We start from the raw sequence: 19,779 nt of genomic DNA, 5'->3' as shown, positions 1-19,779 counted from the left end.
CGCGCAGCCTGTAGGAGCGAGCTTGCTCGCGAACCTGCCCAGCACTGAAGTCGCCGGAAACTTTGTTCGCGAGCAAGCTCGCTCCTACAGGGATACAGGATCAGTGCTTGGCGAAGTTACGCTGCAGGCGCTGCAGGTCTTCCGGGGTGGTGACCTTGATGTTGTCCACCCGCCCTTCCACCATGCGCGGCGCATAGCCCGCCCACTCCATGGCAGAGGCTTCGTCGGTGATGGCCGCATCGGCCACCAGCGCATCGGCGAGTGCGCGATGCAGCGCGCCGAGGCGGAACATCTGTGGGGTGTAGGCCTGCCAGACCACGCTGCGATCGATGGTCTCGACGACTCGGCCATCAGCGCCAACGCGCTTCAACGTATCCCGCGCGGGTACACCGAGCAGCCCGCCCACAGTGTCGAATTCCAACTCGTCCAGCAGACGATCCAGGTCGGCGCGCACAAGATTCGGCCGGGCGGCGTCATGCACCAGCACCCAGTCATCCGGCGCGGCGCCCAGCTCGCTCAGGCGCAGCAGGCCGTTGAGCACGGAATCCGCACGCTCGCGGCCACCTTCGGCGCGCTGGATCAGCTCGTTGGAGGCACTGGGCAGGGTCGGCCACCAGGGATCGTCGGCAGCCAGGCACACCACGAGGCCCTTGAGCCTGGGATGGCCAAGGAAGCAATCGAGGGTGCGTTCGAGAATGCTGCGACCGGCAAGGTCGAGGTATTGCTTGGGGCGATCGGCGCGCATCCGCGAACCGATACCGGCGGCCGGGATTACGGCCCAGAAGGCGGGAGTGGTCATTGCGCGAGCTGGTAGAGGGTTTCCTTGTCCTTGACCATGCCAAGTTCGTGGCGTGCACGCTCCTCGACGGTCTCGGTGCCTTTCTTGAGCTCGGCGACTTCCGCCTCGAGGATGCGGTTACGCTCGAGCAGGCGCTCGTTCTCACCCTGCTGGTCGGCGATCTGCTTCTGCAGGTCGCGCACTTGCGCCAGGCTGCCTTCGCCTACCCACAGGCGATACTGCAGGCCGGCCAGCGCCAGGATCAGCACGACGAACAGCCAGTAAGGGCTACGTAACCTCAAACCATCAGCTCCCTATACGCGAAGGGGTGGCTTGTGCCACCCCTTCACCGTACCAGACTAGGATCAGCCGCGGAATTCCGCGCGACCACGGTACGGCGCCTTGGCGCCCAGCTGCTCTTCGATGCGCAGCAGCTGGTTGTACTTGGAAACGCGGTCGGAGCGGCAGAGGGACCCGGTCTTGATCTGACCAGCGGCAGTGCCGACAGCCAGGTCAGCGATGGTGCTGTCCTCGGTTTCGCCCGAACGGTGCGAGATCACCGCGGTGAAGCCGGCAGCCTTGGCCATCTGAATGGCTTCCAGAGTCTCGGTCAGCGAGCCGATCTGGTTGAACTTGATCAGGATCGAGTTGCCGATCTTCTCGTCGATGCCGCGCTTGAGGATCTTGGTGTTGGTCACGAACAGGTCGTCACCGACCAGCTGTACCTTCTCACCGATCTTGTCGGTCAGGACTTTCCAGCCAGCCCAGTCGGACTCGTCCATACCGTCTTCGATGGAGATGATCGGGTAGCGCTGGGTCAGGCCAGCCAGGTAGTCGGCGAAACCTTCGGCGCTGAACACCTTGCCTTCGCCTTCCAGGTCGTACTGGCCGCCCTTGAAGAACTCGGAGGAAGCGCAGTCCAGGGCCAGGGTCACATCGTCGCCCAGCTTGTAGCCAGCGTTGGCGACGGCTTCGGCGATGGCGGCCAGGGCGTCTTCGTTGGATGCCAGGTTCGGCGCGAAGCCACCTTCGTCACCTACGGCGGTGTTCAGGCCACGGGCCTTCAGCACGGCTTTGAGGTGATGGAAGATTTCGGCGCCCATGCGCAGGGCGTCGGCGAAGTTCTTGGCGCCAACCGGCTGAACCATGAACTCCTGGATATCGACGTTGTTATCGGCGTGCTCGCCGCCGTTGATGATGTTCATCATCGGAACCGGCATGGAGTATTGGCCCGGGGTACCGTTCAGGTCGGCGATGTGCGCGTACAGCGGCACGCCCTTGGCCTGGGCGGCGGCCTTGGCGGCGGCCAGGGACACAGCGAGGATGGCGTTGGCGCCCAGCTTGCCTTTGTTCTCGGTACCGTCGAGGTCGATCATCGCGTGATCCAGACCTTTCTGGTCAGCCGCGTCCTTGCCCAGCAGCAGGTCGCGGATCGGGCCGTTGATGTTGGCCACCGCTTTCAGCACGCCCTTGCCCAGGTAACGGCTCTTGTCGCCATCGCGCAGTTCGAGAGCCTCGCGGGAACCGGTGGATGCACCGGACGGGGCGCAAGCGCTGCCGACGATGCCGTTGTCCAGGATCACGTCCGCTTCAACGGTCGGGTTGCCGCGGGAGTCCAGGACCTCACGGCCCTTGATGTCGACGATCTTTGCCATTCTTGATAACACTCCGAAGATAGAGATAAACGGGGCGGCTGGTGAGACATCAGAACCTGCTCAATGCCCCGCCGAGCTTGACGCTACGGGGCACATTGAGCGGATTCTCAGGCAGTCTCGATAGTGGGGAAACTCTTGACCAGGTCGTCCAGCTGCTTGAGCTGGGACAGGAAAGGCTCGAGCTTGTTCAGGCGCAGGGCGCACGGACCGTCGCATTTGGCGTTCTCGGGGTCCGGGTGGGCCTCCAGGAACAGACCGGCGAGGCCCTGGCTCATGCCGGCCTTGGCCAGGTCGGTGACCTGGGCGCGGCGGCCGCCGGCAGAATCGGCGCGACCGCCCGGCATCTGCAGGGCATGGGTCACGTCGAAGAACACCGGGTACTCGAACTGCTTCATGATGCCGAAGCCGAGCATGTCCACCACCAGGTTGTTGTACCCGAAGGAGGAGCCACGCTCGCAGAGGATCAGTTGGTCGTTACCCGCCTCCTCGCACTTGCGCAGGATGTGTTTCATCTCCTGCGGTGCAAGGAACTGGGCCTTCTTGATGTTGATCACCGCATTGGTCTTGGCCATGGCCACGACCAGGTCGGTCTGTCGGGACAGGAAGGCCGGCAGTTGGATGATGTCGCAGACCTCGGCCACCGGAGCGGCCTGGTAGGGCTCGTGCACGTCGGTGATGACCGGTACGTTGAAGGTCTTCTTGATCTCTTCGAAGATCTTCAGCCCTTCTTCCATGCCCGGACCACGGAACGAGGTGATCGAGGAACGGTTGGCCTTGTCGAAGCTGGCCTTGAACACGTAGGGGATACCGAGTCTCTCGGTGACCTTCACGTACTCTTCACAGACCTGCATCGCCAGGTCGCGCGACTCCAGCACGTTCATGCCGCCAAACAGCACGAACGGCAGGTCGTTGCCAATCTGGATATCACCGACGCGGATGATCTTCTGGGTCATGTTCAGGCTTTCCCGGCTTGCTTCAGGGCGGCGTTGACGAAGCCGCTGAACAGCGGGTGGCCATCACGCGGGGTGGAAGTGAATTCCGGGTGGAACTGGCAGGCCACAAACCACGGATGATCCGGAGCCTCGACCACTTCGACCAGCGCACCGTCGCCGGAGCGGCCGGAAATCTTCAGGCCAGCGGCTTCCAGTTGCGGACGCAGGTTGTTGTTCACTTCGTAGCGATGACGATGACGCTCGACGATCACTTCCTTGCCGTAGCAGTCGTGCACCAGGGTGCCAGCCGACAGCAGGCATTCCTGGGCGCCCAGGCGCATGGTGCCGCCCAGATCGGAAGCTTCGGTGCGCACTTCGGTGGCGCCGGTAGCATCCTGCCACTCGGTGATCAGACCGACGACCGGGTGGCCGCTGGACTTGTCGAACTCGGTGGAGTTGGCATCGGTCCAGCCCAGCACGTTGCGGGCGTATTCGATGACGGCCACCTGCATGCCCAGGCAGATGCCCAGGTACGGAACCTTGTTCTCGCGAGCGTACTGCACGGCGGTGATCTTGCCTTCTACGCCGCGCAGGCCAAAGCCGCCCGGGACCAGGATGGCGTCGGCGCCTTCGAGCAGGCTGGTGCCCTGCTGCTCGATGTCCTCGGAGTCGATGTAGCGCAGGTTGACCTTGGTGCGGCTCTGGATGCCGGCGTGGGTCATGGCTTCGATCAGCGACTTGTAGGCGTCGAGCAGTTCCATGTACTTGCCGACCATGGCGATGGTGACTTCACGCTCAGGGTTGAGCTTGGCGTCGACCACACGGTCCCACTCGGACAGGTCGGCCGGGCCGCACTCAAGACCGAAGCGCTCGACGACGAAGTCATCGACGCCCTGGGCGTGCAGGACGGACGGAATGCGGTAGATGGTGTCGACGTCTTCCAGCGAGATGACCGCGCGCTCTTCCACGTTGGTGAAGAGAGCAATCTTGCGGCGGGAAGAAATATCCACCGGATGGTCAGAACGGCAGACCAGGATGTCCGGCTGCAGGCCGATGGAGCGCAGCTCCTTGACCGAGTGCTGGGTCGGCTTGGTCTTGGTCTCGCCAGCGGTGGCGATGTACGGGACCAGCGTCAGGTGCATCAGCATGGCGCGGCGCGAACCGATCTCCACGCGCAACTGGCGGATGGCCTCGAGGAAGGGTTGCGACTCGATGTCACCAACGGTGCCGCCGACTTCCACCAGGGCCACGTCGGCATCGCCGGCGCCCTTGATGATGCGACGCTTGATCTCGTCGGTGATGTGCGGGATGACCTGCACGGTAGCGCCCAGATAGTCACCACGGCGCTCCTTGCGCAGCACGTCCATGTAGACGCGGCCGGTGGTGAAGTTGTTGTTCTGGGTCATCGTGGTACGAACGAAACGCTCGTAGTGGCCCAGATCGAGGTCGGTCTCGGCACCGTCGTGGGTGACGAACACCTCACCGTGCTGGAACGGGCTCATGGTGCCCGGATCGACGTTGATGTAGGGGTCCAGCTTGAGCATCGTGATCTTCAGGCCACGCGCTTCCAGAATGGCAGCCAAGGAAGCCGAGGCGATGCCTTTCCCCAATGAAGAAACAACACCACCCGTGACGAAGATGTAGCGCGTCATGAAAAGCCCTGAATGTCAGCGTTTAGGCGGCTCGGCCGCCGGGGAAGCGAAGGTGTCGGGTACAAGACCCGGCTCACGACTTCGTCGTGAAAATAGCGAACTCCCACTGATTCGCAGGCGAATCAACAGGAGCGGTACAAGACGGGAGCGTAGTCTACCGGAAAGCCGCTATCAGCTCAAACCCGAGTCATTCGTCGGAGGTGTCCAGCGCAGGGTCCAGCCCTGCCCCACCTCAACCTGCAGGTCCGGCAACAGCGCCACGCCGAGCAGCTCGTCGGCTCGCCAGAGCAGCGGCAAACGGCCACGCAAAAAAGCCGGCACAGCCGCCTCGTTGAGCAGACGCTTGAGGTCGCGCGAGCCTCGACCGGCCAGCGCCATCGCCTCCCCAGCCTGGCGATAGCGAACCTCCAGCGGTCCGCCCGGCGGCTCGCCGTCGAAACGCAGCGAACCGTTTCCCGCCAGCGAAAGCGGCCGTGCAGGGTCAGGCCAGGCCTGATTCCTCGGTACGAACCCGAGCCAGGGACTGGCCAGCCACCAGAGCCGACCGTGAGCGCGGCGCAGTTCGCCATCAGCGAGCCGCCAGATGGGCTCGGCATCTTCGCGAGCGTCGCGCAGGTCTCGCCAGCCTGCCCAGTGTGCGCTGTCAGGCAAACGCGCCAGTGGCGCAAGCCAGTGACGCAATGCATTGCGCTGGCGTGATTCGCTCAACTCCGCCAGCGCCGCGATGGCCAGCGAAGGCAATTGCATACCAATGTATTCATTGCGTGCGCCGGCGCAGATCAGGTCGTTCTGTGCCAGCTCCCCCAACAGCCCGTCGGCTTCCGCCAAATGCTCAGCACTCCGGGCAATGGTTTCGACCGCGGCGGGCCAGCGCCGGATGATGCCCGGCAGCACCTGGTTGCGCAGGTAGTTACGGTCGAAGTCGTTGCTGGCGTTGGACGGGTCTTCCACCCAGCTCAGCCCTTGCCTGCGGGCATAACGCTCCAGCTCCGCTCGATTGAGACCGAGCATGGGGCGCAACAGAGTCCCTGCCCCCAAGGGACGACTGGCGGCCATGCCGGAAAGCCCGCGCACGCCTGCCCCTCGGAACAGCCGGAACAGCACGGTTTCCGCCTGATCGTCACGGTGCTGGCCAGTCAGCAGGCATTCGCCCTCCCCCAGTGCTGCGGCGAAAGCCGCGTACCGCGCTTCGCGCGCCGCACGCTCCAGGCTGGCGCCATCATCGACCTGCACCCGCGCCACCTGCAAGGCAATCCCAAGTGAATCGCAGAAGCGCTGGCAATGCTCCGGCCAGGAGTCCGCAACAGCCTGCAGGCCGTGGTGCACGTGAATCGCGGAAATCGGCGGCAAGGCCTCGCGATGGGCGAGCTGCGCCAGGAGATGCAGGAGAACAGTGGAATCCAGCCCGCCGGAAAAAGCCACGCGCCACACCGGCGCATGACGCCAGGGAGCGAGGAAATTCAGCAGCCGGGATTCGAAGTCAGCAGACATGGCGCAGGTCGGCAGGGTCGGGGACGAGGCAAGGATACCTCGTCACCCGCGCTGCGCCGAAGGCGTCGATCAGGCGACGCCGTAGCTCATCAGGCGCTCGTAGCGGCGCGCGAGGAGTTCTTCGGTGCTCAGCTGGTTCAGCGTATCGAGCTGGCCGAGCAGGGAACTGCGGATGGTCTCGGCCATGGCGGCCGGATCGCGGTGGGCGCTGCCCAGCGGCTCGGGGATGACGTTGTCGACGATACCCAGGTCCTTCAGGCGGTTGGCGGTGATGCCCATCGCTTCGGCCGCTTCCGGTGCCTTTTCGGCGGTACGCCAGAGGATCGAGGCGCAACCTTCGGGCGAGATCACCGCATAGGTGGAGTACTGCAGCATGTTCAGTTGGTCGCACACGCCGATGGCCAGTGCGCCGCCGGAGCCGCCTTCACCGATCACGGTGGCGATGATCGGGGTCTTCAGGCGCGCCATGACACGCAGGTTCCAGGCGATCGCCTCGCTCTGGCCACGCTCTTCAGCGTCGATGCCCGGGTAGGCGCCGGGGGTGTCGATGAAGGTCAGAATCGGCATCTTGAAGCGTTCTGCCATCTCCATCAGGCGGCAGGCCTTGCGGTAGCCTTCCGGACGCGGCATGCCGAAGTTGCGGCGCACCTTCTCGCGCACTTCGCGGCCCTTCTGGTGGCCGATGATCATCACCGGCTGGTCTTCCAGGCGGGCAACGCCGCCAACGATGGCCGCGTCGTCGGAGAAGTGGCGATCACCGTGCAGCTCTTCGAACTCGGTGAAGATGTGCTCGATGTAGTCCAGGGTGTAAGGGCGACGCGGATGGCGTGCGAGCTGGGCGATCTGCCAGCTGGACAGGTTGCCGAAGATGTTCTCGGTCAGCGCCTTGCTCTTCTCCTGCAGACGGGAGATTTCGTCGGTGATGTTCAGGGCGTTGTCGTTGCCAACCAGGCGCAGCTCTTCGATCTTGGCGTGCAGGTCGGCAATGGGCTGTTCGAAATCGAGAAAATTCGGGTTCATGGGCTATCCGTCGTTCTGTTGGCGGCTGGGCCTGGTCCGTAGGCGCCCTACCTTACGGTATCGGGCGCCGAGGGTCGAGACTGGCGGGCGGGCGGCCTTTGGCCACCGGCCTCACTAGCGGTAGTTCAGGAAGACGTTGTCGCGGCCGAACTGGTCACGCAGCGCTTGAATCAGGTTGTCTGCCGGGTCGATCCGCCACTGCTCGCCGAACTGCAGCAGCGCGCGCGCCGACTCGCCACTGTAGTCCACGGTGACGGGGCAACTGCCTCTATGGCGGGTGCACAGATCAGCCAGCCAGCGCAGGCGGTCACCCTTGAGTGCATCGGCATGCACGCGCACGCGCAGGCTTTCCGCCAGCGAGGTGCGGGCCTCTTCCAGCCCCATTACGCGCTTGGCACGCAGACGCAGGCCGCCGGAGAAATCGTCCTGGCTGACTTCGCCCTCGATCACCACCAGCGCGTCAGTCTGCAGCAGCGCCTGGTTGGCGGCGAAGGCTTCGGCGAACAGCGAGGCCTCGATACGGCCGGAGCGGTCGTCCAGCGTCACGAAGCCCATCTTGTCGCCACGCTTGTTCTTCATCACCCGCAGGTTGACGATCAGGCCAGCAACGGTCTGGGTATCACGCGCAGGCTTCAGCTCGACGATGCGCTGGCGGGCAAATCGTCGCACCTCGCCCTCATACTCATCGATCGGGTGACCGGTCAGGTACAGGCCGAGGGTGTCCTTCTCGCCTTTCAGGCGCTCCTTGAGGTTGAGTTCCTTGACCTTGCGGTGGTTGGCGTAGACGTCCGCCTCAGGCTCGGCGAACACGCCGCCGAACAGGTCCATGTGGCCGCTGTCATGGCTGCGCGAGGTCTGCTCTGCGGCTTTCACGGCTTCTTCCATGGACGCCAGCAGCACGGCACGGTTGATGTCGACGTGGGCGTGGTAGGCCTTCTGTTCCTCATGGAAGTGCGGGCCGAGGCGGTCCAGCGCACCGGCGCGGATCAGCGCTTCCAGGGTGCGCTTGTTGACGCGCTTGAGATCGATACGGTCGCAGAAGTCGAACAGGGTCTTGAACGGCCCGCCTTCGTTGCGGCATTCGGTGATGGCTTCCACCGGGCCTTCACCGACGCCCTTGATCGCGCCCAGGCCGTAGACGATCTGGTTGTCCTCATCGACGGTAAAGCGGAATTCGGAGTTGTTCACATCCGGCGCCAGGATGCGCAGCTTCATGTGGCGGCACTCTTCGATGAGCGTCACCACCTTGTCGGTGTTCTGCATATCCGCGGTGAGTACCGCGGCCATGAACGGGGCTTTCCAATGGGTCTTCAGCCAGGCGGTCTGGTACGACACCAGGCCGTAGGCAGCGGAGTGCGACTTGTTGAAGCCATAGCCGGCGAACTTTTCCACCAGGTCGAAGATGTTGCCCGAGAGGTTGGCGTCGATGCCGTTGTTGGCACAACCTTCGATGAAACCGCCGCGCTGCTTGGCCATTTCCTCGGGCTTCTTCTTACCCATGGCACGACGCAGCATGTCCGCGCCGCCGAGGCTGTAGCCCGCCATCACCTGGGCGATCTGCATCACCTGTTCCTGGTACAGGATGATACCGTAGGTGGGCTTGAGCACCGGTTCGAGGCCAGCGTACTGATAGTCAGGGTGCGGATAGGAGATTTCTTCACGACCGTGCTTACGGTTGATGAAGTCATCCACCATGCCCGACTGCAGCGGGCCGGGACGGAACAGCGCCACCAGTGCGATAAGGTCTTCCAGGCAGTCCGGCTTGAGCTTCTTGATCAGCTCCTTCATGCCGCGCGATTCAAGCTGGAAGACCGCGGTGGTCTCCGCCTTCTGCAGCAGGTCGTAGGTCTTCTTGTCGTCCAGCGGGATGCGGTCGATATCGACCAGCTCGGTCTCGCCATTCTTCTGCTGGATGCGATGGATGATCTCCATCGCCCATTTGATGATGGTCAGGGTACGCAGGCCGAGGAAGTCGAACTTCACCAGGCCGGCGGCTTCCACGTCGTCCTTGTCGAACTGGGTCACCAGGCCGGCGCCCTCTTCGTCACAGGCGATAGGAGCGAAGTCGGTCAGCTTGGTCGGCGCGATCACCACGCCGCCGGCGTGCTTGCCGGTACCACGGGTGACGCCTTCCAGCTTGAGCGCCATGTCCCAGATTTCCTGGGCTTCCTCGTCGGTCTTGAGGAAGTCGCGGAGCATTTCCTCCTGCTCGAAGGCCTTCTCCAGGGTCATGCCCACTTCGAAGGGAATCATCTTCGACAGCTTGTCGGCCAGGCCGTAGGACTTGCCCTGCACCCGCGCCACGTCGCGTACCACCGCCTTCGCGGCCATGGAGCCGAAGGTGATGATCTGGCTCACCGCATTGCGGCCGTAGGCGCCGGCCACGTAGTCGATCACCCGGTCACGGCCTTCCATGCAGAAGTCGACGTCGAAGTCGGGCATGGAAATACGTTCGGGGTTCAAGAAACGTTCGAACAGCAGGTCATAGGCCAGCGGGTCGAGGTCGGTGATCTTCAGCACGTAGGCGACCAACGAACCGGCACCCGAGCCCCGACCGGGGCCCACGGGCACGCCGTTGTTCTTGGCCCACTTGATGAAGTCCATCACGATCAGGAAGTAGCCGGGGAAGCCCATCTGGATGATGGTGCCCAGTTCGAACTCCAGACGATCGACGTAGATCTGCCGCTTCTCTTCGTAGTTCGGCGTGGTGTCCTTCGGCCAGAGCACCGCGAGGCGCTCTTCCAAGCCTTCGTAGGAGACATGGCGCAGGTAGTCGTTGATGTCCATGTCGTCGTAGGGGATCGGGAAGTTGGGCAGGAAGTACTTGCCCAACTGCACGTCGATGTTGCAGCGCTTGGCGATCTCGACGGAGTTTTCCAGAGCCTCGGGAATGTCGCTGAACAGCTCGGCCATTTCTTCCGGGCTCTTCAGGTATTGCTGGTCGGAATAGTTGCGCGAACGGCGCGGATCATCCAGGGCGCGGCCTTCGCCGATGCATACACGGGTCTCGTGGGCTTCGAAGTCCGCTTCCTTGATGAAGCGCACGTCGTTGGTCGCCACCAGCGGCGCGCCGCTGCGCGCGGACAGGGCCACGGCGGCATGCACATGCTCTTCATCATTGACCCGATTGGTGCGCTGGATGTCGAGGTAGAAGCGATCGGGGAAGACCTCCAGCCACTCAGCCAGCAGAGAATCGGCCAGGGCGTCGTCACCTTCGAGCAGAGCCATGCCGATCTCGCCTTCCTTCGAGCCGGACAGCGCGATCAGGCCTTCGGCGGCCTCCTTGACCCATTGACGCTCGATGATGATCTCGCCGTTGCGCTGGCCTTCCTGCCAACCACGGGAAATCAGCTCAGTCAGGTTGCGGTAGCCCTTGGCATTCATCGCCAGCAGGGTCAGGCGCGTCAGCGGGCCGTCCTCGTCGCGGTTGGCCAGCCAGATATCGGCCCCGCAGATCGGCTTGATGCCGCCGCCCATGGCCGTCTTGTAGAACTTCACCAGCGAGCACATGTTGCTCAGGTCGGTCACCGCCACCGCCGGCATGCCCGCCCCGCCGACCGCCTTGATCAGCGGCTTGACCCGCACCAGGCCGTCGACCAGGGAGAATTCGGTGTGCAGACGCAGGTGAACGAAGGTGGCGGTCATGGTGGTCCTTGGCAAACGCGAAAAACGGCAAGCCCCGGATTGTACCGGGGCTGTCCGCAAAGCTACAGGGATCAATGGGCCAGCCGTCGCACCGGGTGATTGAAGTCACCGGCGGCCCGCTGACCGAAAGGAATTCCAGAGTAATAACAGGGTGTTACAGGATGCCGACGGGGTTTTCCAGCAGATCGCGCACTGGGCCGAAGGAGCGCCGGTGGATGGGCGTCGGCCCCAGGCGCTTGAGCGCTTCGAGGTGCACTGGAGTGGGATAGCCCTTGTGCCCGCCGATACCGTAACCGGGGTACAGAGCTTCCATTTCCTGCATTTCGCGATCGCGGCTGACCTTGGCCAGGATCGAGGCAGCAGCGATGGCCGGCACCTTGGCGTCGCCCTGCACGACCGGCGCAGAGGGCACCTGCAGTTTCGGGCAGCGGTTGCCGTCGATCAACGCCAGCTTCGGCGTGACACTCAGGCCTTCCACCGCGCGCTGCATGGCCAGCATGGTGGCGTGGAGGATATTCAACTGATCGATCTCGTGCACATCGGCACGCGCGATGCACCAGGCCAGGGCCTTCTCGCGGATCTCGTCGAAGAGTTTTTCACGCTTGGCTTCGGAGAGCTTCTTGGAGTCGTTCAGCCCGCTGATCGGGCGCGCCGGATCGAGAATGACCGCTGCCGTGACCACGGGGCCGCACAGCGGGCCACGGCCGACTTCGTCAACGCCAGCTACCAGCTCTTCCACCAGCGTAAAGTCCAGGCCCATCTGCATCAGTGTTTCTCCACCAGGGCAAGGACCGCTTCGGCGGCCTGCGCGGACGCATCCTGGCGCAAGGCGCGATGGATGGCGTCGAAGGATTCAGTCTGCACGCTGCCATCATCAAGCAGCGGCAACAGCGTAGTGGCAAGCGCCTCGGGCGTGGCCGCATCCTGGATCAGTTCCGGCACCAGCAGTCGCCCGGCCAGCAGGTTCGGCAGGGAGATATAAGGGCTCTTTACCAGGCGTTTGAGAATGCGATAAGTCATGGGCGCCACCTTGTAGGCAACGACCATCGGGCGCTTGTACAGCAGCGCTTCCAGCGTGGCGGTGCCGGAGGCAATCAACACGGCGTCGCAGGCGGCAAGCGCCTCGTGGGAAGCGCCGTCGAGCAACTGCACCGGCAAGTTGCGGCCGGCCAGCATCGCTTCGATCTGTACGCGACGCTCAGGGCTCGCGCAGGGCAGCACGAAACGCAGGCCGGGGCGATCCTGCAGCAGGCGCTGGGCGGTATCGAGGAACAGCGCGCCAAGCTTGCCGACCTCGCCTCCCCGGCTACCGGGCAGGAGCGCGACAACGCTGGCATCGTGCGGCAGGTCGAGACGCTCGCGCGCACCGGCTCGGTCGGCTTCCAATGGGATGGTGTTGGCCAGCGGGTGGCCGACGAAACGCACCGGCACCGCATGCTCTTCGTAGAAGCGCGCCTCGAACGGGAAGAGCGCGAGCATCAGGTCGCAGGCTTCCTTGATCTTCAGCACGCGTTTCTGCCGCCAGGCCCAGACCGACGGACTGACATAGTGCACCGTGCGGATGCCCGCGCGGCGCAGCTTCAATTCGATGTTGAGGTTGAAGTCCGGCGCATCGATACCGATGAACACGTCCGGCTTCGCCGCGATCAGCATCTGCACCAGGTCCTTGCGGCGGCGCAGCAGTTCGCGCAGGCGCCCCAGGACTTCGAACAGCCCCATGACCGCCAGGCGCTCCATAGGGAAATGCGTCTTCAGCCCTTCAGCTTCCATGCGTGGACCGCCGACGCCGATGAACTCGATGCCGGGGTGGCGCTGCTTGAGCGCCTGCATGAGGCCGGAGCCAAGGATATCGCCGGACGCCTCGCCCGCGACCAGGGCGACGCGCAGCTTGCGTGCGGTCGGTTGCATGGTCAGCGGGTGATGCCGCGGGTGGAGCTCTGGATGGAATCGCGGAATACCGCGACTTCCGGGAACTGCTCGGAGACTTCGGCCAGTTCGGCCAGCGCCTCGTCCACCGTCAGACCCTGGCGATAGACCACTTTGTAGGCGCGGCGCAGCGCCTGGATCGATTCGGCGCTGAAACCACGACGGCGCAGCCCCTCGAAGTTCATGCTGCGCGCCTCGGCGGGGTTGCCGAAGACTGTGACATAGGCCGGAACGTCCTTGCCGATGGTGGTCCCCATGCCAGAGAAGGCGTGGGCACCGATGCGGCAGAACTGGTGCACCAGGGTGTAGCCGGAGAGGATCGCCCAATCATCCACGTGAACATGGCCCGCCAGCGCGGTGTTGTTCACCAGGATGCAATGGTTGCCGATCACACTGTCGTGGCCGATGTGCACATAGGCCATGAGCAGGTTGTGATCACCGATAGTGGTTTCCGAGCGATCCTGGATCGTGCCGCGATGGATGGTGACACCCTCGCGGATCACATTGTGGTCGCCAATCACCAGGCGAGTCGGTTCGCCCTTGTACTTCAGGTCGGGGGTATCTTCACCCACGCTGGAGAACTGGAAAATCCGATTGTGCTTACCGATCTTCGTGGGGCCTTTGACCACCACGTGCGGACCGATCACCGTACCTTCGCCGATCTCCACATCCGGCCCGACCATGGACCAAGGGCCCACTTCTACGTCGTCAGCCAGCTTTGCGCGCGGGTCGATGATGGCGCGAGGATCGATCAAACTCATAGTTTGCGTTCCGCACAGATGATTTCAGCCGAGCATACCGGCTTGCCGTCCACGGTGGCATTGCAGTCGAACTTCCAGATGCCGCGCTTGACGCTGATGAACTGGGCGTTCAGCTGCAGCTGGTCACCCGGCAGCACCGGCTGGCGGAAGCGCAGCTTGTCGGAGCCGACAAAGTAGTACAGGGTGCCATCGGCCGGCTTCACGTCGAGCATCTTGAAACCGAGGATACCGGCAGCCTGGGCCATGGCCTCGATAATCAGGACGCCCGGCATGATCGGATGCTGTGGGAAGTGGCCATTGAAGAACGGCTCGTTGATGCTGACATTCTTGTAGGCGCGAATGCGCTTGCCTTCAATGTCCAGCTCCACCACCCGATCCACCAGCAGGAAAGGGTAGCGATGAGGCAGGTATTCGCGAATCTCGTTGATGTCCATCATGTTCAGGGGAGCCTGTTCAGAAAAGGGAAACGCCAAAAAATGCGTGGATCACGCATCTGATGGAGCGTCTCCGCTTGGGGTCACGGCGGCCAGGCGCTTTTCCAGCTGCTGCAGACGACGGGCCATGTCATCCAGCTGACGAATGCGCGCGGCACTCTTCTTCCATTCAGCCGCAGGCTGCATGGCGGTACCGGAGGAGTAGGAGCCCGGCTCGGTAATCGAGCGGGTCACCATGGTCATCCCGGTGACGAAGACGTTGTCGCAGATCTCGATATGGCCAACCAGGCCCACGCCACCAGCGAGCATGCAATGCTTGCCGATCTTGGCACTGCCGGAAATCCCGCAGCAGCCGGCCATGGCGGTGTGATCACCGATCTGCACGTTGTGGGCAATCATGATCTGGTTATCCAGCTTCACCCCATTGCCCACCAGGGTATCGGACAGCGCACCACGGTCGATGGTGGTATTGGCGCCGATCTCGACGTCATCCCCCAGGGTTACGCCGCCAATTTGCGCGATCTTCTGCCAGACGCCTTTATGGTTGGCGAAGCCGAAGCCCTCACCACCAAGCACGGCGCCGGACTGGATCACCACGCGCTTGCCGATGCACACATCGTGGTAGAGGGTCACACGCGGCGCCAGCCAACCGCCCTCGCCGATCACGCTGCGCGCGCCGACGAAGCAATGGGCCCCAATGGTGACATTCGCGCCGATCTGCGCGCCTGCCTCGATCACGGCATAAGGACCGACACTGGCAGTCGCGTCGACCTGGGCACCTTCATCGACCACCGCAGTGGGATGAATGCCCACCGGCGCCTTGGGCTTGCGATCGAACTGGTGGGACAAGCCGGCGTAAGCCAGGTAGGGATTGGGAACGATCAGCGCATTGCCGGTATAGCCCTCGGCATCAGCGGCAGTCAGCAGGATGGCGCTGGCTTTGCTGCCTTCGAGGAACTTGCGGTACTGCGGATTGGCCAGGAAGCTCAGTTGACCGGCGCCTGCATCCTGCAGGGTAGCCAGCCCACTGATGACCTGAGCGGGATCGCCGCGCAACTCGGCATCGAGTTGCGCGGCCAGTTCGGCGAGGGTAAAGGACAGCTCGGTCATCATCAGCGCAGTTGGTTCATGCGCTCGATGACTTGACGGGTGATGTCGTACTGCGGCTTCACGTCGACCACGGCACCACGCTCGACCACGAGGTCATAACCACCTTTCTTGATGGTTTCCTCGACGGCCTGGTCCAGCTTCGGCTTGAGCTTCTTGAGCATGTCGCGGTCAGCGACGGCCTTGGCTTCGTTCAGTTCCTTGGACTGGAACTGGAAGTCACGGGCCTTCTGCTTGAAGTCGCCCTCGGCCTTTTCACGCTCGGCGTTGGACATTTTGCTGCCGCCGTTGACCAGCTTGTCCTGCAGGGACTTGGCGTCGGTTTCCAGCGCCTTGAGCTTGGTCAGTTGGGGGCCGAACTTCTTCTCGGCGTCCACGGCGTACTGCTTGGCCGCGTCGGACTCGAGGAGTGCCATCTGATAGTTGAGCACCGCGATCTTCATGTCGGCGAACGCGGGACTCGCCGCCAGGGCTGCGGTGATCAGGACGAACTGGGTCAACTTACGCACAATGCACTCCTGCACAAAGCATGGTTGTCATTACAACGATACGGCCAATTAGAAGGTCTGTCCCAGGGAGAACTGGAAGATCTGGGTTTCGGCGTTGTCCGGTTTCTTGATCGGAGTCGCCAGGCTGAAGCTCAGCGGGCCCAGAGCGGTGATCCAGGTCAGACCCACACCCGCGGACATGGCCATGTCCTGGAATTTGACGCCGTCACAACCCTGAGTGGTCGATGTCGGGCAATCGGTGTCGAACACGTTACCGATGTCGTAGAACAGGACGGTACGCAGCTGGCGCTGATCCTTCACGAACGGCAGCGGGAACAGCAGTTCGGCGCCACCGGTGATCAGGATGTTACCACCGAAGGCCTCGCGATCCTGATCCGGGTCGGTGTAGCGGCCTTTGCTATCCGGGCCGGGAATCTGATTGCCGTTGGCGTCGCGAGCGATACTCGGGGTACTGCGCGGACCGAGGGAACTATCCTTGAAGCCACGGACCGAGTTGAAGCCGCCGGCGTAGTAGTTCTCGTAGAACGGCAGGCGATCGGTATCGCCATAGGCACCGCCATAACCAAGCTCGGTATGGAAGCGCATGGTGTAGTTCTCGGTCAGCGGCGCAAAGATCTGGCCGCGGTAATCGAGCTTGTAGAACGACAGGTCGCTGCCCGGAATGGTAGTTTCCAGCACCAGGCTCTGCGAGTGGCCACGGTTGGCCAGCACGCCCTTGTTCAGGGTCGATTCGGACCAGCCGATGGACGCCTTGAAGTTGGTGAAGCTGTCGCCTTCCTTGTCGATGAAGTCGAAGATTTCGTCGACGGTGTAGACGCCGGTATCGATATCGTCGCGCTGAACGGTCAGACCATAGGTCAGGCGCGAGGTCTCGCTGATCGGGTAGCCGATGCTGACGCCGGCGCCCAGGCTGTTGACCGAGTAGCTGGATACGTCGGTGTCGAGCTCGTCGTAGTCGGTCTTGCGGTAGAAGGCGTTGTAACCCAGGCTCACGCCGTCGACGGTCCAGTAGGGGTCGACGAAGCCGAAGTTGTAGCGAGTCTGGTAGTCGGACTTGGTCAGGCCGATGCTGACCTTGTTACCGGTACCCAGGAAGTTGTTCTGGCTGATCGAGCCACCGAGGATCAGACCGGCGCTCTGGGCGAAGCCCACGCTGGCGGTGATCGAGCCGGACGGCTGCTCTTCCACGCTGTAGTTGACGTCCACCTGGTCGTCGGTGCCCGGTACGGCCGGAGTCTCGACGTTGACTTCCTTGAAGTAGCCCAGGCGCTCCAGGCGCTGCTTGGACTGGTCGATCAGGTAGGTCGAAGCCCAGCCGCCCTCCATCTGGCGCATTTCACGACGGAGTACTTCGTCCTCGGTCTTGGTGTTGCCGCGGAAGTTGATGCGGTTGACGTAGGCGCGCTTGCCCGGATCGACCACGTAGGTGATCGATACGGTCTTGTTCTCGTCGTTCGGCTCAGGAACGCCGTTGACGTTGGCGAAGGTGTAACCCTCGTTACCCAGGCGGCGGGTGATCAGGTCGGAGGTGGTGGTCATCACCTTGCGGGAGAACACCTGGCCTTTCTTCACCAGCAGCAGTTTCTTCACTTCATCTTCCGGCACCTTCAGGTCGCCGGAGAGCTTAACGTCGCTGACGGTGTACTTCTCGCCTTCATTGACGTTGACGGTGATGTAGACGTGCTTCTTGTCCGGGGTGATGGATACCTGGGTGGAAGCGATATCCATGTGGATGTAGCCACGGTCCAGGTAGTAGGAGCGCAGGCGCTCCAGGTCACCGGAGAGTTTCTCGCGGGAGTACTTGTCGTCGTTCTTGAAGAAGGACAGCCAGTTGGTGGTCTTCAGCTCGAACAGGTCGGTCAGGTCTTCCTCGGAGAAGACGGTGTTGCCCACGACGTTGACATGGGCGATGGCCGCCACAGTGCCTTCGTTGATGTTGATCTTCAGCGCGACGCGGTTGCGCGGCTGCGGCACCACTTCAGTTTCGATCTCGGCGGAGTAGCGACCCTGGGCCACGTACTGGCGCTGCAACTCGTTGCGCACGCCTTCAAGGGTGGCGCGCTGGAAGATTTCACCTTCGGACAGGCCGGACTGCTTCAGCCCCTTCATCAGGTCTTCGGTGGTGATGGCCTTGTTGCCCTCGATCTCGATGCTGGAGATGGACGGACGCTCGACCACATTGACGATCAGCACATTGCCATCACGGCTGAGCTGGATGTCCTGGAAGAAACCGGTCTTGAACAGCGAGCGGGTCGCTTCGACCAGGCGGCGATCGTCGATCTGCTCGCCTACGTTCAGCGGCAGGGCCGCGAACACGCTACCGGCAGACACGCGCTGCAGGCCGTTGACCCGGATATCGGAAACAGTGAAGGACTCGGCGTGAACCTGGGCGATCATCAGCGCGGAAAGGGCCGCGGGAAGCAGAAAGCGTTTCATGGAGTCCTTTTATTCCAACTGACAAATAGAGAATCTGCCGCAAGTGGCGGCAGATCCGAAAACCAATGGACGGTTACAGTCGACTCAGATCGTTGACCAGGGCCAACAACATGACCCCGACTACCAGGCTGATGCCAATCTGCATCCCCCAAGCCTGGACCCGCTCCGACAGTGGGCGACCTCGCACCCACTCGACCATGTAGAACAGCAGATGCCCGCCATCGAGGACGGGAATCGGCAACAGGTTGAGAACCCCCAAACTGATGCTCAGATAGGCGAGGAAATGGAGAAAATCCCCTACGCCGGACTGGGCTGAAGCGCCCGCCACTTTAGCAATGGTTATCGGCCCGCTCAAGTTTTTTACCGAGAGCTGCCCGACCACCATTTTCTTTAGAGAATCCAGAGTTAGCAGGCTCATGGACCAGGTTCGGGAGAGCGCCTGCCCCACCGCCGCCACCGGTCCATAGCTCACTTCTCGAAGCATTTCCGGCGGCCACTGGCCGCCAGCGACGCCTGCGCCCAGGTATCCGGTACGGGCCTTGCCCTCGCCTTTGGCCGCCAGGGTCAGGGCCAACTCCTCACGCTGGCCTGCGCGCTCGATGCCCAGGATCACTTTGCCGTCGGGCATGGCGCGGATACGCGAAACGACTTCTTGCCAATCCGTGACCGATTGGGCATCCAGGCTAACGATTCGGTCACCGATCTTCAGGCCGGCAGCCTTGGCCGGGCCCTTTTCGTCCAATTCGGCGATCACCGGTGCAACAGCGGGTCGCCAGGGCTGGATACCGAGACCGCCAATGGGATCGGGGTTGTCTTCGCTCTTCAGCCAGGACTTGATGCTCACCTGGTGCACAGCAGGCACTGTGGAGCCCTGTTCCAGCACCGAAACACTCAGCTCGCCAGTTTCACCAAGGCGACGCACCAGCTGCAGGTTGACACCACTCCAGCCGTCCACGGCCTCGCCATCCACCGCGATCACTTCCTGGCCGGCCGCCAACCCCGCCTGGGCCGCTGGGCTATCCGCCACCACCGAGCCGATGATCGGCTTGATCTGCTGGCTTCCGAGCATCGCCAGCACCCAGAAGAACAGAATGGCGAGCAGGAAGTTGGCAATCGGGCCCGCCGCTACGATGGCGATTCGCTGGAATACGGTCTTGCGATTGAAGGCGCGGTCGAGCAGCTCGGCAGGGACGTCACCTTCGCGCTCGTCCAGCATCTTTACGTAGCCACCCAAAGGAATAGCGGCGACTACAAATTCAGTGCCCTGGCGGTCATGCCAGCGCACCAGGGGGGTGCCGAAGCCCACGGAGAAGCGCAGGACCTTGACCCCGCAGCGGCGGGCAACCCAGAAGTGTCCGAACTCATGGAAGGTGACCAGTACGCCAAGGGCGACAATCAGTCCCACCACCATATAAAGGGCGCTCATCGCTACC

Annotated in this window: 16 protein-coding genes; all 16 read right to left on the bottom strand. The window is 62.8% G+C overall.

What is annotated here, in order from left to right; genetic code table 11:
• Positions 1-100 precede the first annotated feature (100 nt).
• Positions 101-799 (bottom strand): 2-C-methyl-D-erythritol 4-phosphate cytidylyltransferase, encoded by a 699-nt coding sequence (ispD, locus tag ACNFH5_RS16465; RefSeq protein ID WP_416747696.1) that lies wholly within the window; start codon positions 797-799, stop codon positions 101-103.
• Positions 796-1,080, bottom strand: a complete 285-nt coding sequence (ftsB, locus tag ACNFH5_RS16460; RefSeq protein ID WP_416747694.1) for a cell division protein FtsB — start codon at positions 1,078-1,080, stop codon at positions 796-798. The genes ispD and ftsB overlap by 4 nt, the downstream gene beginning before the upstream one ends.
• Before the next feature lie 63 nt (positions 1,081-1,143).
• A complete protein-coding gene (eno, locus tag ACNFH5_RS16455) occupies positions 1,144-2,433 on the bottom strand; it encodes a phosphopyruvate hydratase (protein WP_416747692.1) in 1,290 nt (429 codons plus the stop codon).
• Between the two features lie 107 nt (positions 2,434-2,540).
• Positions 2,541-3,386 (bottom strand): 3-deoxy-8-phosphooctulonate synthase, encoded by an 846-nt coding sequence (kdsA, locus tag ACNFH5_RS16450; RefSeq protein ID WP_416747690.1) that lies wholly within the window; start codon positions 3,384-3,386, stop codon positions 2,541-2,543.
• 2 nt (positions 3,387-3,388) lie between these two features.
• Positions 3,389-5,017 (bottom strand): CTP synthase, encoded by a 1,629-nt coding sequence (locus ACNFH5_RS16445; protein ID WP_169940904.1) that lies wholly within the window; start codon positions 5,015-5,017, stop codon positions 3,389-3,391.
• A 171-nt stretch (positions 5,018-5,188) separates the two neighbouring features.
• Positions 5,189-6,508: a tRNA lysidine(34) synthetase TilS gene (gene tilS / locus ACNFH5_RS16440; RefSeq protein WP_416747687.1), complete on the bottom strand. Its 1,320-nt coding sequence runs from the start codon at positions 6,506-6,508 to the stop codon at positions 5,189-5,191.
• Positions 6,509-6,577: 69 nt separating this feature from the next.
• A complete protein-coding gene (accA, locus tag ACNFH5_RS16435; protein WP_416747685.1) occupies positions 6,578-7,528 on the bottom strand; it encodes an acetyl-CoA carboxylase carboxyl transferase subunit alpha in 951 nt (316 codons plus the stop codon).
• A 114-nt stretch (positions 7,529-7,642) separates the two neighbouring features.
• Positions 7,643-11,173: a DNA polymerase III subunit alpha gene (gene dnaE, locus ACNFH5_RS16430; protein WP_416747683.1), complete on the bottom strand. Its 3,531-nt coding sequence runs from the start codon at positions 11,171-11,173 to the stop codon at positions 7,643-7,645.
• Between the two features lie 154 nt (positions 11,174-11,327).
• Positions 11,328-11,939: a ribonuclease HII gene (rnhB, locus tag ACNFH5_RS16425; protein WP_416747681.1), complete on the bottom strand. Its 612-nt coding sequence runs from the start codon at positions 11,937-11,939 to the stop codon at positions 11,328-11,330.
• A complete protein-coding gene (gene lpxB, locus ACNFH5_RS16420; protein ID WP_416747679.1) occupies positions 11,939-13,081 on the bottom strand; it encodes a lipid-A-disaccharide synthase in 1,143 nt (380 codons plus the stop codon). Before lpxB ends, rnhB begins: the two co-directional genes overlap by 1 nt.
• Before the next feature lie 2 nt (positions 13,082-13,083).
• The gene (gene lpxA / locus ACNFH5_RS16415; RefSeq protein ID WP_416747677.1) at positions 13,084-13,860 is read right to left on the bottom strand and encodes an acyl-ACP--UDP-N-acetylglucosamine O-acyltransferase; all 777 of its coding nucleotides are present in this window, start codon (positions 13,858-13,860) and stop codon (positions 13,084-13,086) included.
• Positions 13,857-14,297: a 3-hydroxyacyl-ACP dehydratase FabZ gene (gene fabZ / locus ACNFH5_RS16410; protein ID WP_138522697.1), complete on the bottom strand. Its 441-nt coding sequence runs from the start codon at positions 14,295-14,297 to the stop codon at positions 13,857-13,859. The genes lpxA and fabZ overlap by 4 nt, the downstream gene beginning before the upstream one ends.
• 48 nt (positions 14,298-14,345) lie before the next feature.
• Positions 14,346-15,407: a UDP-3-O-(3-hydroxymyristoyl)glucosamine N-acyltransferase gene (gene lpxD, locus ACNFH5_RS16405; RefSeq protein WP_416747675.1), complete on the bottom strand. Its 1,062-nt coding sequence runs from the start codon at positions 15,405-15,407 to the stop codon at positions 14,346-14,348.
• Positions 15,407-15,910 carry an OmpH family outer membrane protein gene (locus ACNFH5_RS16400; protein WP_138522701.1) on the bottom strand — a complete coding sequence of 168 codons (504 nt, stop codon included), beginning with the start codon at positions 15,908-15,910 and terminating at the stop codon, positions 15,407-15,409. Before ACNFH5_RS16400 ends, lpxD begins: the two co-directional genes overlap by 1 nt.
• Positions 15,911-15,958: 48 nt before the next feature.
• Positions 15,959-18,346 (bottom strand): outer membrane protein assembly factor BamA, encoded by a 2,388-nt coding sequence (gene bamA / locus ACNFH5_RS16395; protein WP_416747673.1) that lies wholly within the window; start codon positions 18,344-18,346, stop codon positions 15,959-15,961.
• 73 nt (positions 18,347-18,419) lie between these two features.
• Positions 18,420-19,772: a sigma E protease regulator RseP gene (gene rseP / locus ACNFH5_RS16390; protein WP_416747671.1), complete on the bottom strand. Its 1,353-nt coding sequence runs from the start codon at positions 19,770-19,772 to the stop codon at positions 18,420-18,422.
• Between the last annotated feature and the right edge of the window lie 7 nt (positions 19,773-19,779).

Source organism: Pseudomonas sp. NY15435 (genome assembly GCF_048068295.1).
Lineage (GTDB): Bacteria > Pseudomonadota > Gammaproteobacteria > Pseudomonadales > Pseudomonadaceae > Pseudomonas.
This window is presented reverse-complemented; position numbering and strand designations above follow the sequence as displayed.

Bases quoted from the DNA above. Each gene is read 5' to 3' on its own strand.
- ispD (WP_416747696.1), bottom strand. From the start codon at position 799: ATGACCACTCCCGCCTTCTGGGCCGTAATCCCGGCCGCCGGTATCGGT.
- eno (WP_416747692.1), bottom strand. From the start codon at position 2,433: ATGGCAAAGATCGTCGACATCAAGGGCCGTGAGGTCCTGGACTCCCGC.
- kdsA (WP_416747690.1), bottom strand. From the start codon at position 3,386: ATGACCCAGAAGATCATCCGCGTCGGTGATATCCAGATTGGCAACGAC.
- ACNFH5_RS16445 (WP_169940904.1), bottom strand. From the start codon at position 5,017: ATGACGCGCTACATCTTCGTCACGGGTGGTGTTGTTTCTTCATTGGGG.
- tilS (WP_416747687.1), bottom strand. From the start codon at position 6,508: ATGTCTGCTGACTTCGAATCCCGGCTGCTGAATTTCCTCGCTCCCTGG.
- accA (WP_416747685.1), bottom strand. From the start codon at position 7,528: ATGAACCCGAATTTTCTCGATTTCGAACAGCCCATTGCCGACCTGCAC.
- dnaE (WP_416747683.1), bottom strand. From the start codon at position 11,173: ATGACCGCCACCTTCGTTCACCTGCGTCTGCACACCGAATTCTCCCTG.
- rnhB (WP_416747681.1), bottom strand. From the start codon at position 11,939: ATGCAGATGGGCCTGGACTTTACGCTGGTGGAAGAGCTGGTAGCTGGC.
- lpxB (WP_416747679.1), bottom strand. From the start codon at position 13,081: ATGCAACCGACCGCACGCAAGCTGCGCGTCGCCCTGGTCGCGGGCGAG.
- lpxA (WP_416747677.1), bottom strand. From the start codon at position 13,860: ATGAGTTTGATCGATCCTCGCGCCATCATCGACCCGCGCGCAAAGCTG.
- fabZ (WP_138522697.1), bottom strand. From the start codon at position 14,297: ATGATGGACATCAACGAGATTCGCGAATACCTGCCTCATCGCTACCCT.
- lpxD (WP_416747675.1), bottom strand. From the start codon at position 15,407: ATGATGACCGAGCTGTCCTTTACCCTCGCCGAACTGGCCGCGCAACTC.
- bamA (WP_416747673.1), bottom strand. From the start codon at position 18,346: ATGAAACGCTTTCTGCTTCCCGCGGCCCTTTCCGCGCTGATGATCGCC.
- rseP (WP_416747671.1), bottom strand. From the start codon at position 19,772: ATGAGCGCCCTTTATATGGTGGTGGGACTGATTGTCGCCCTTGGCGTA.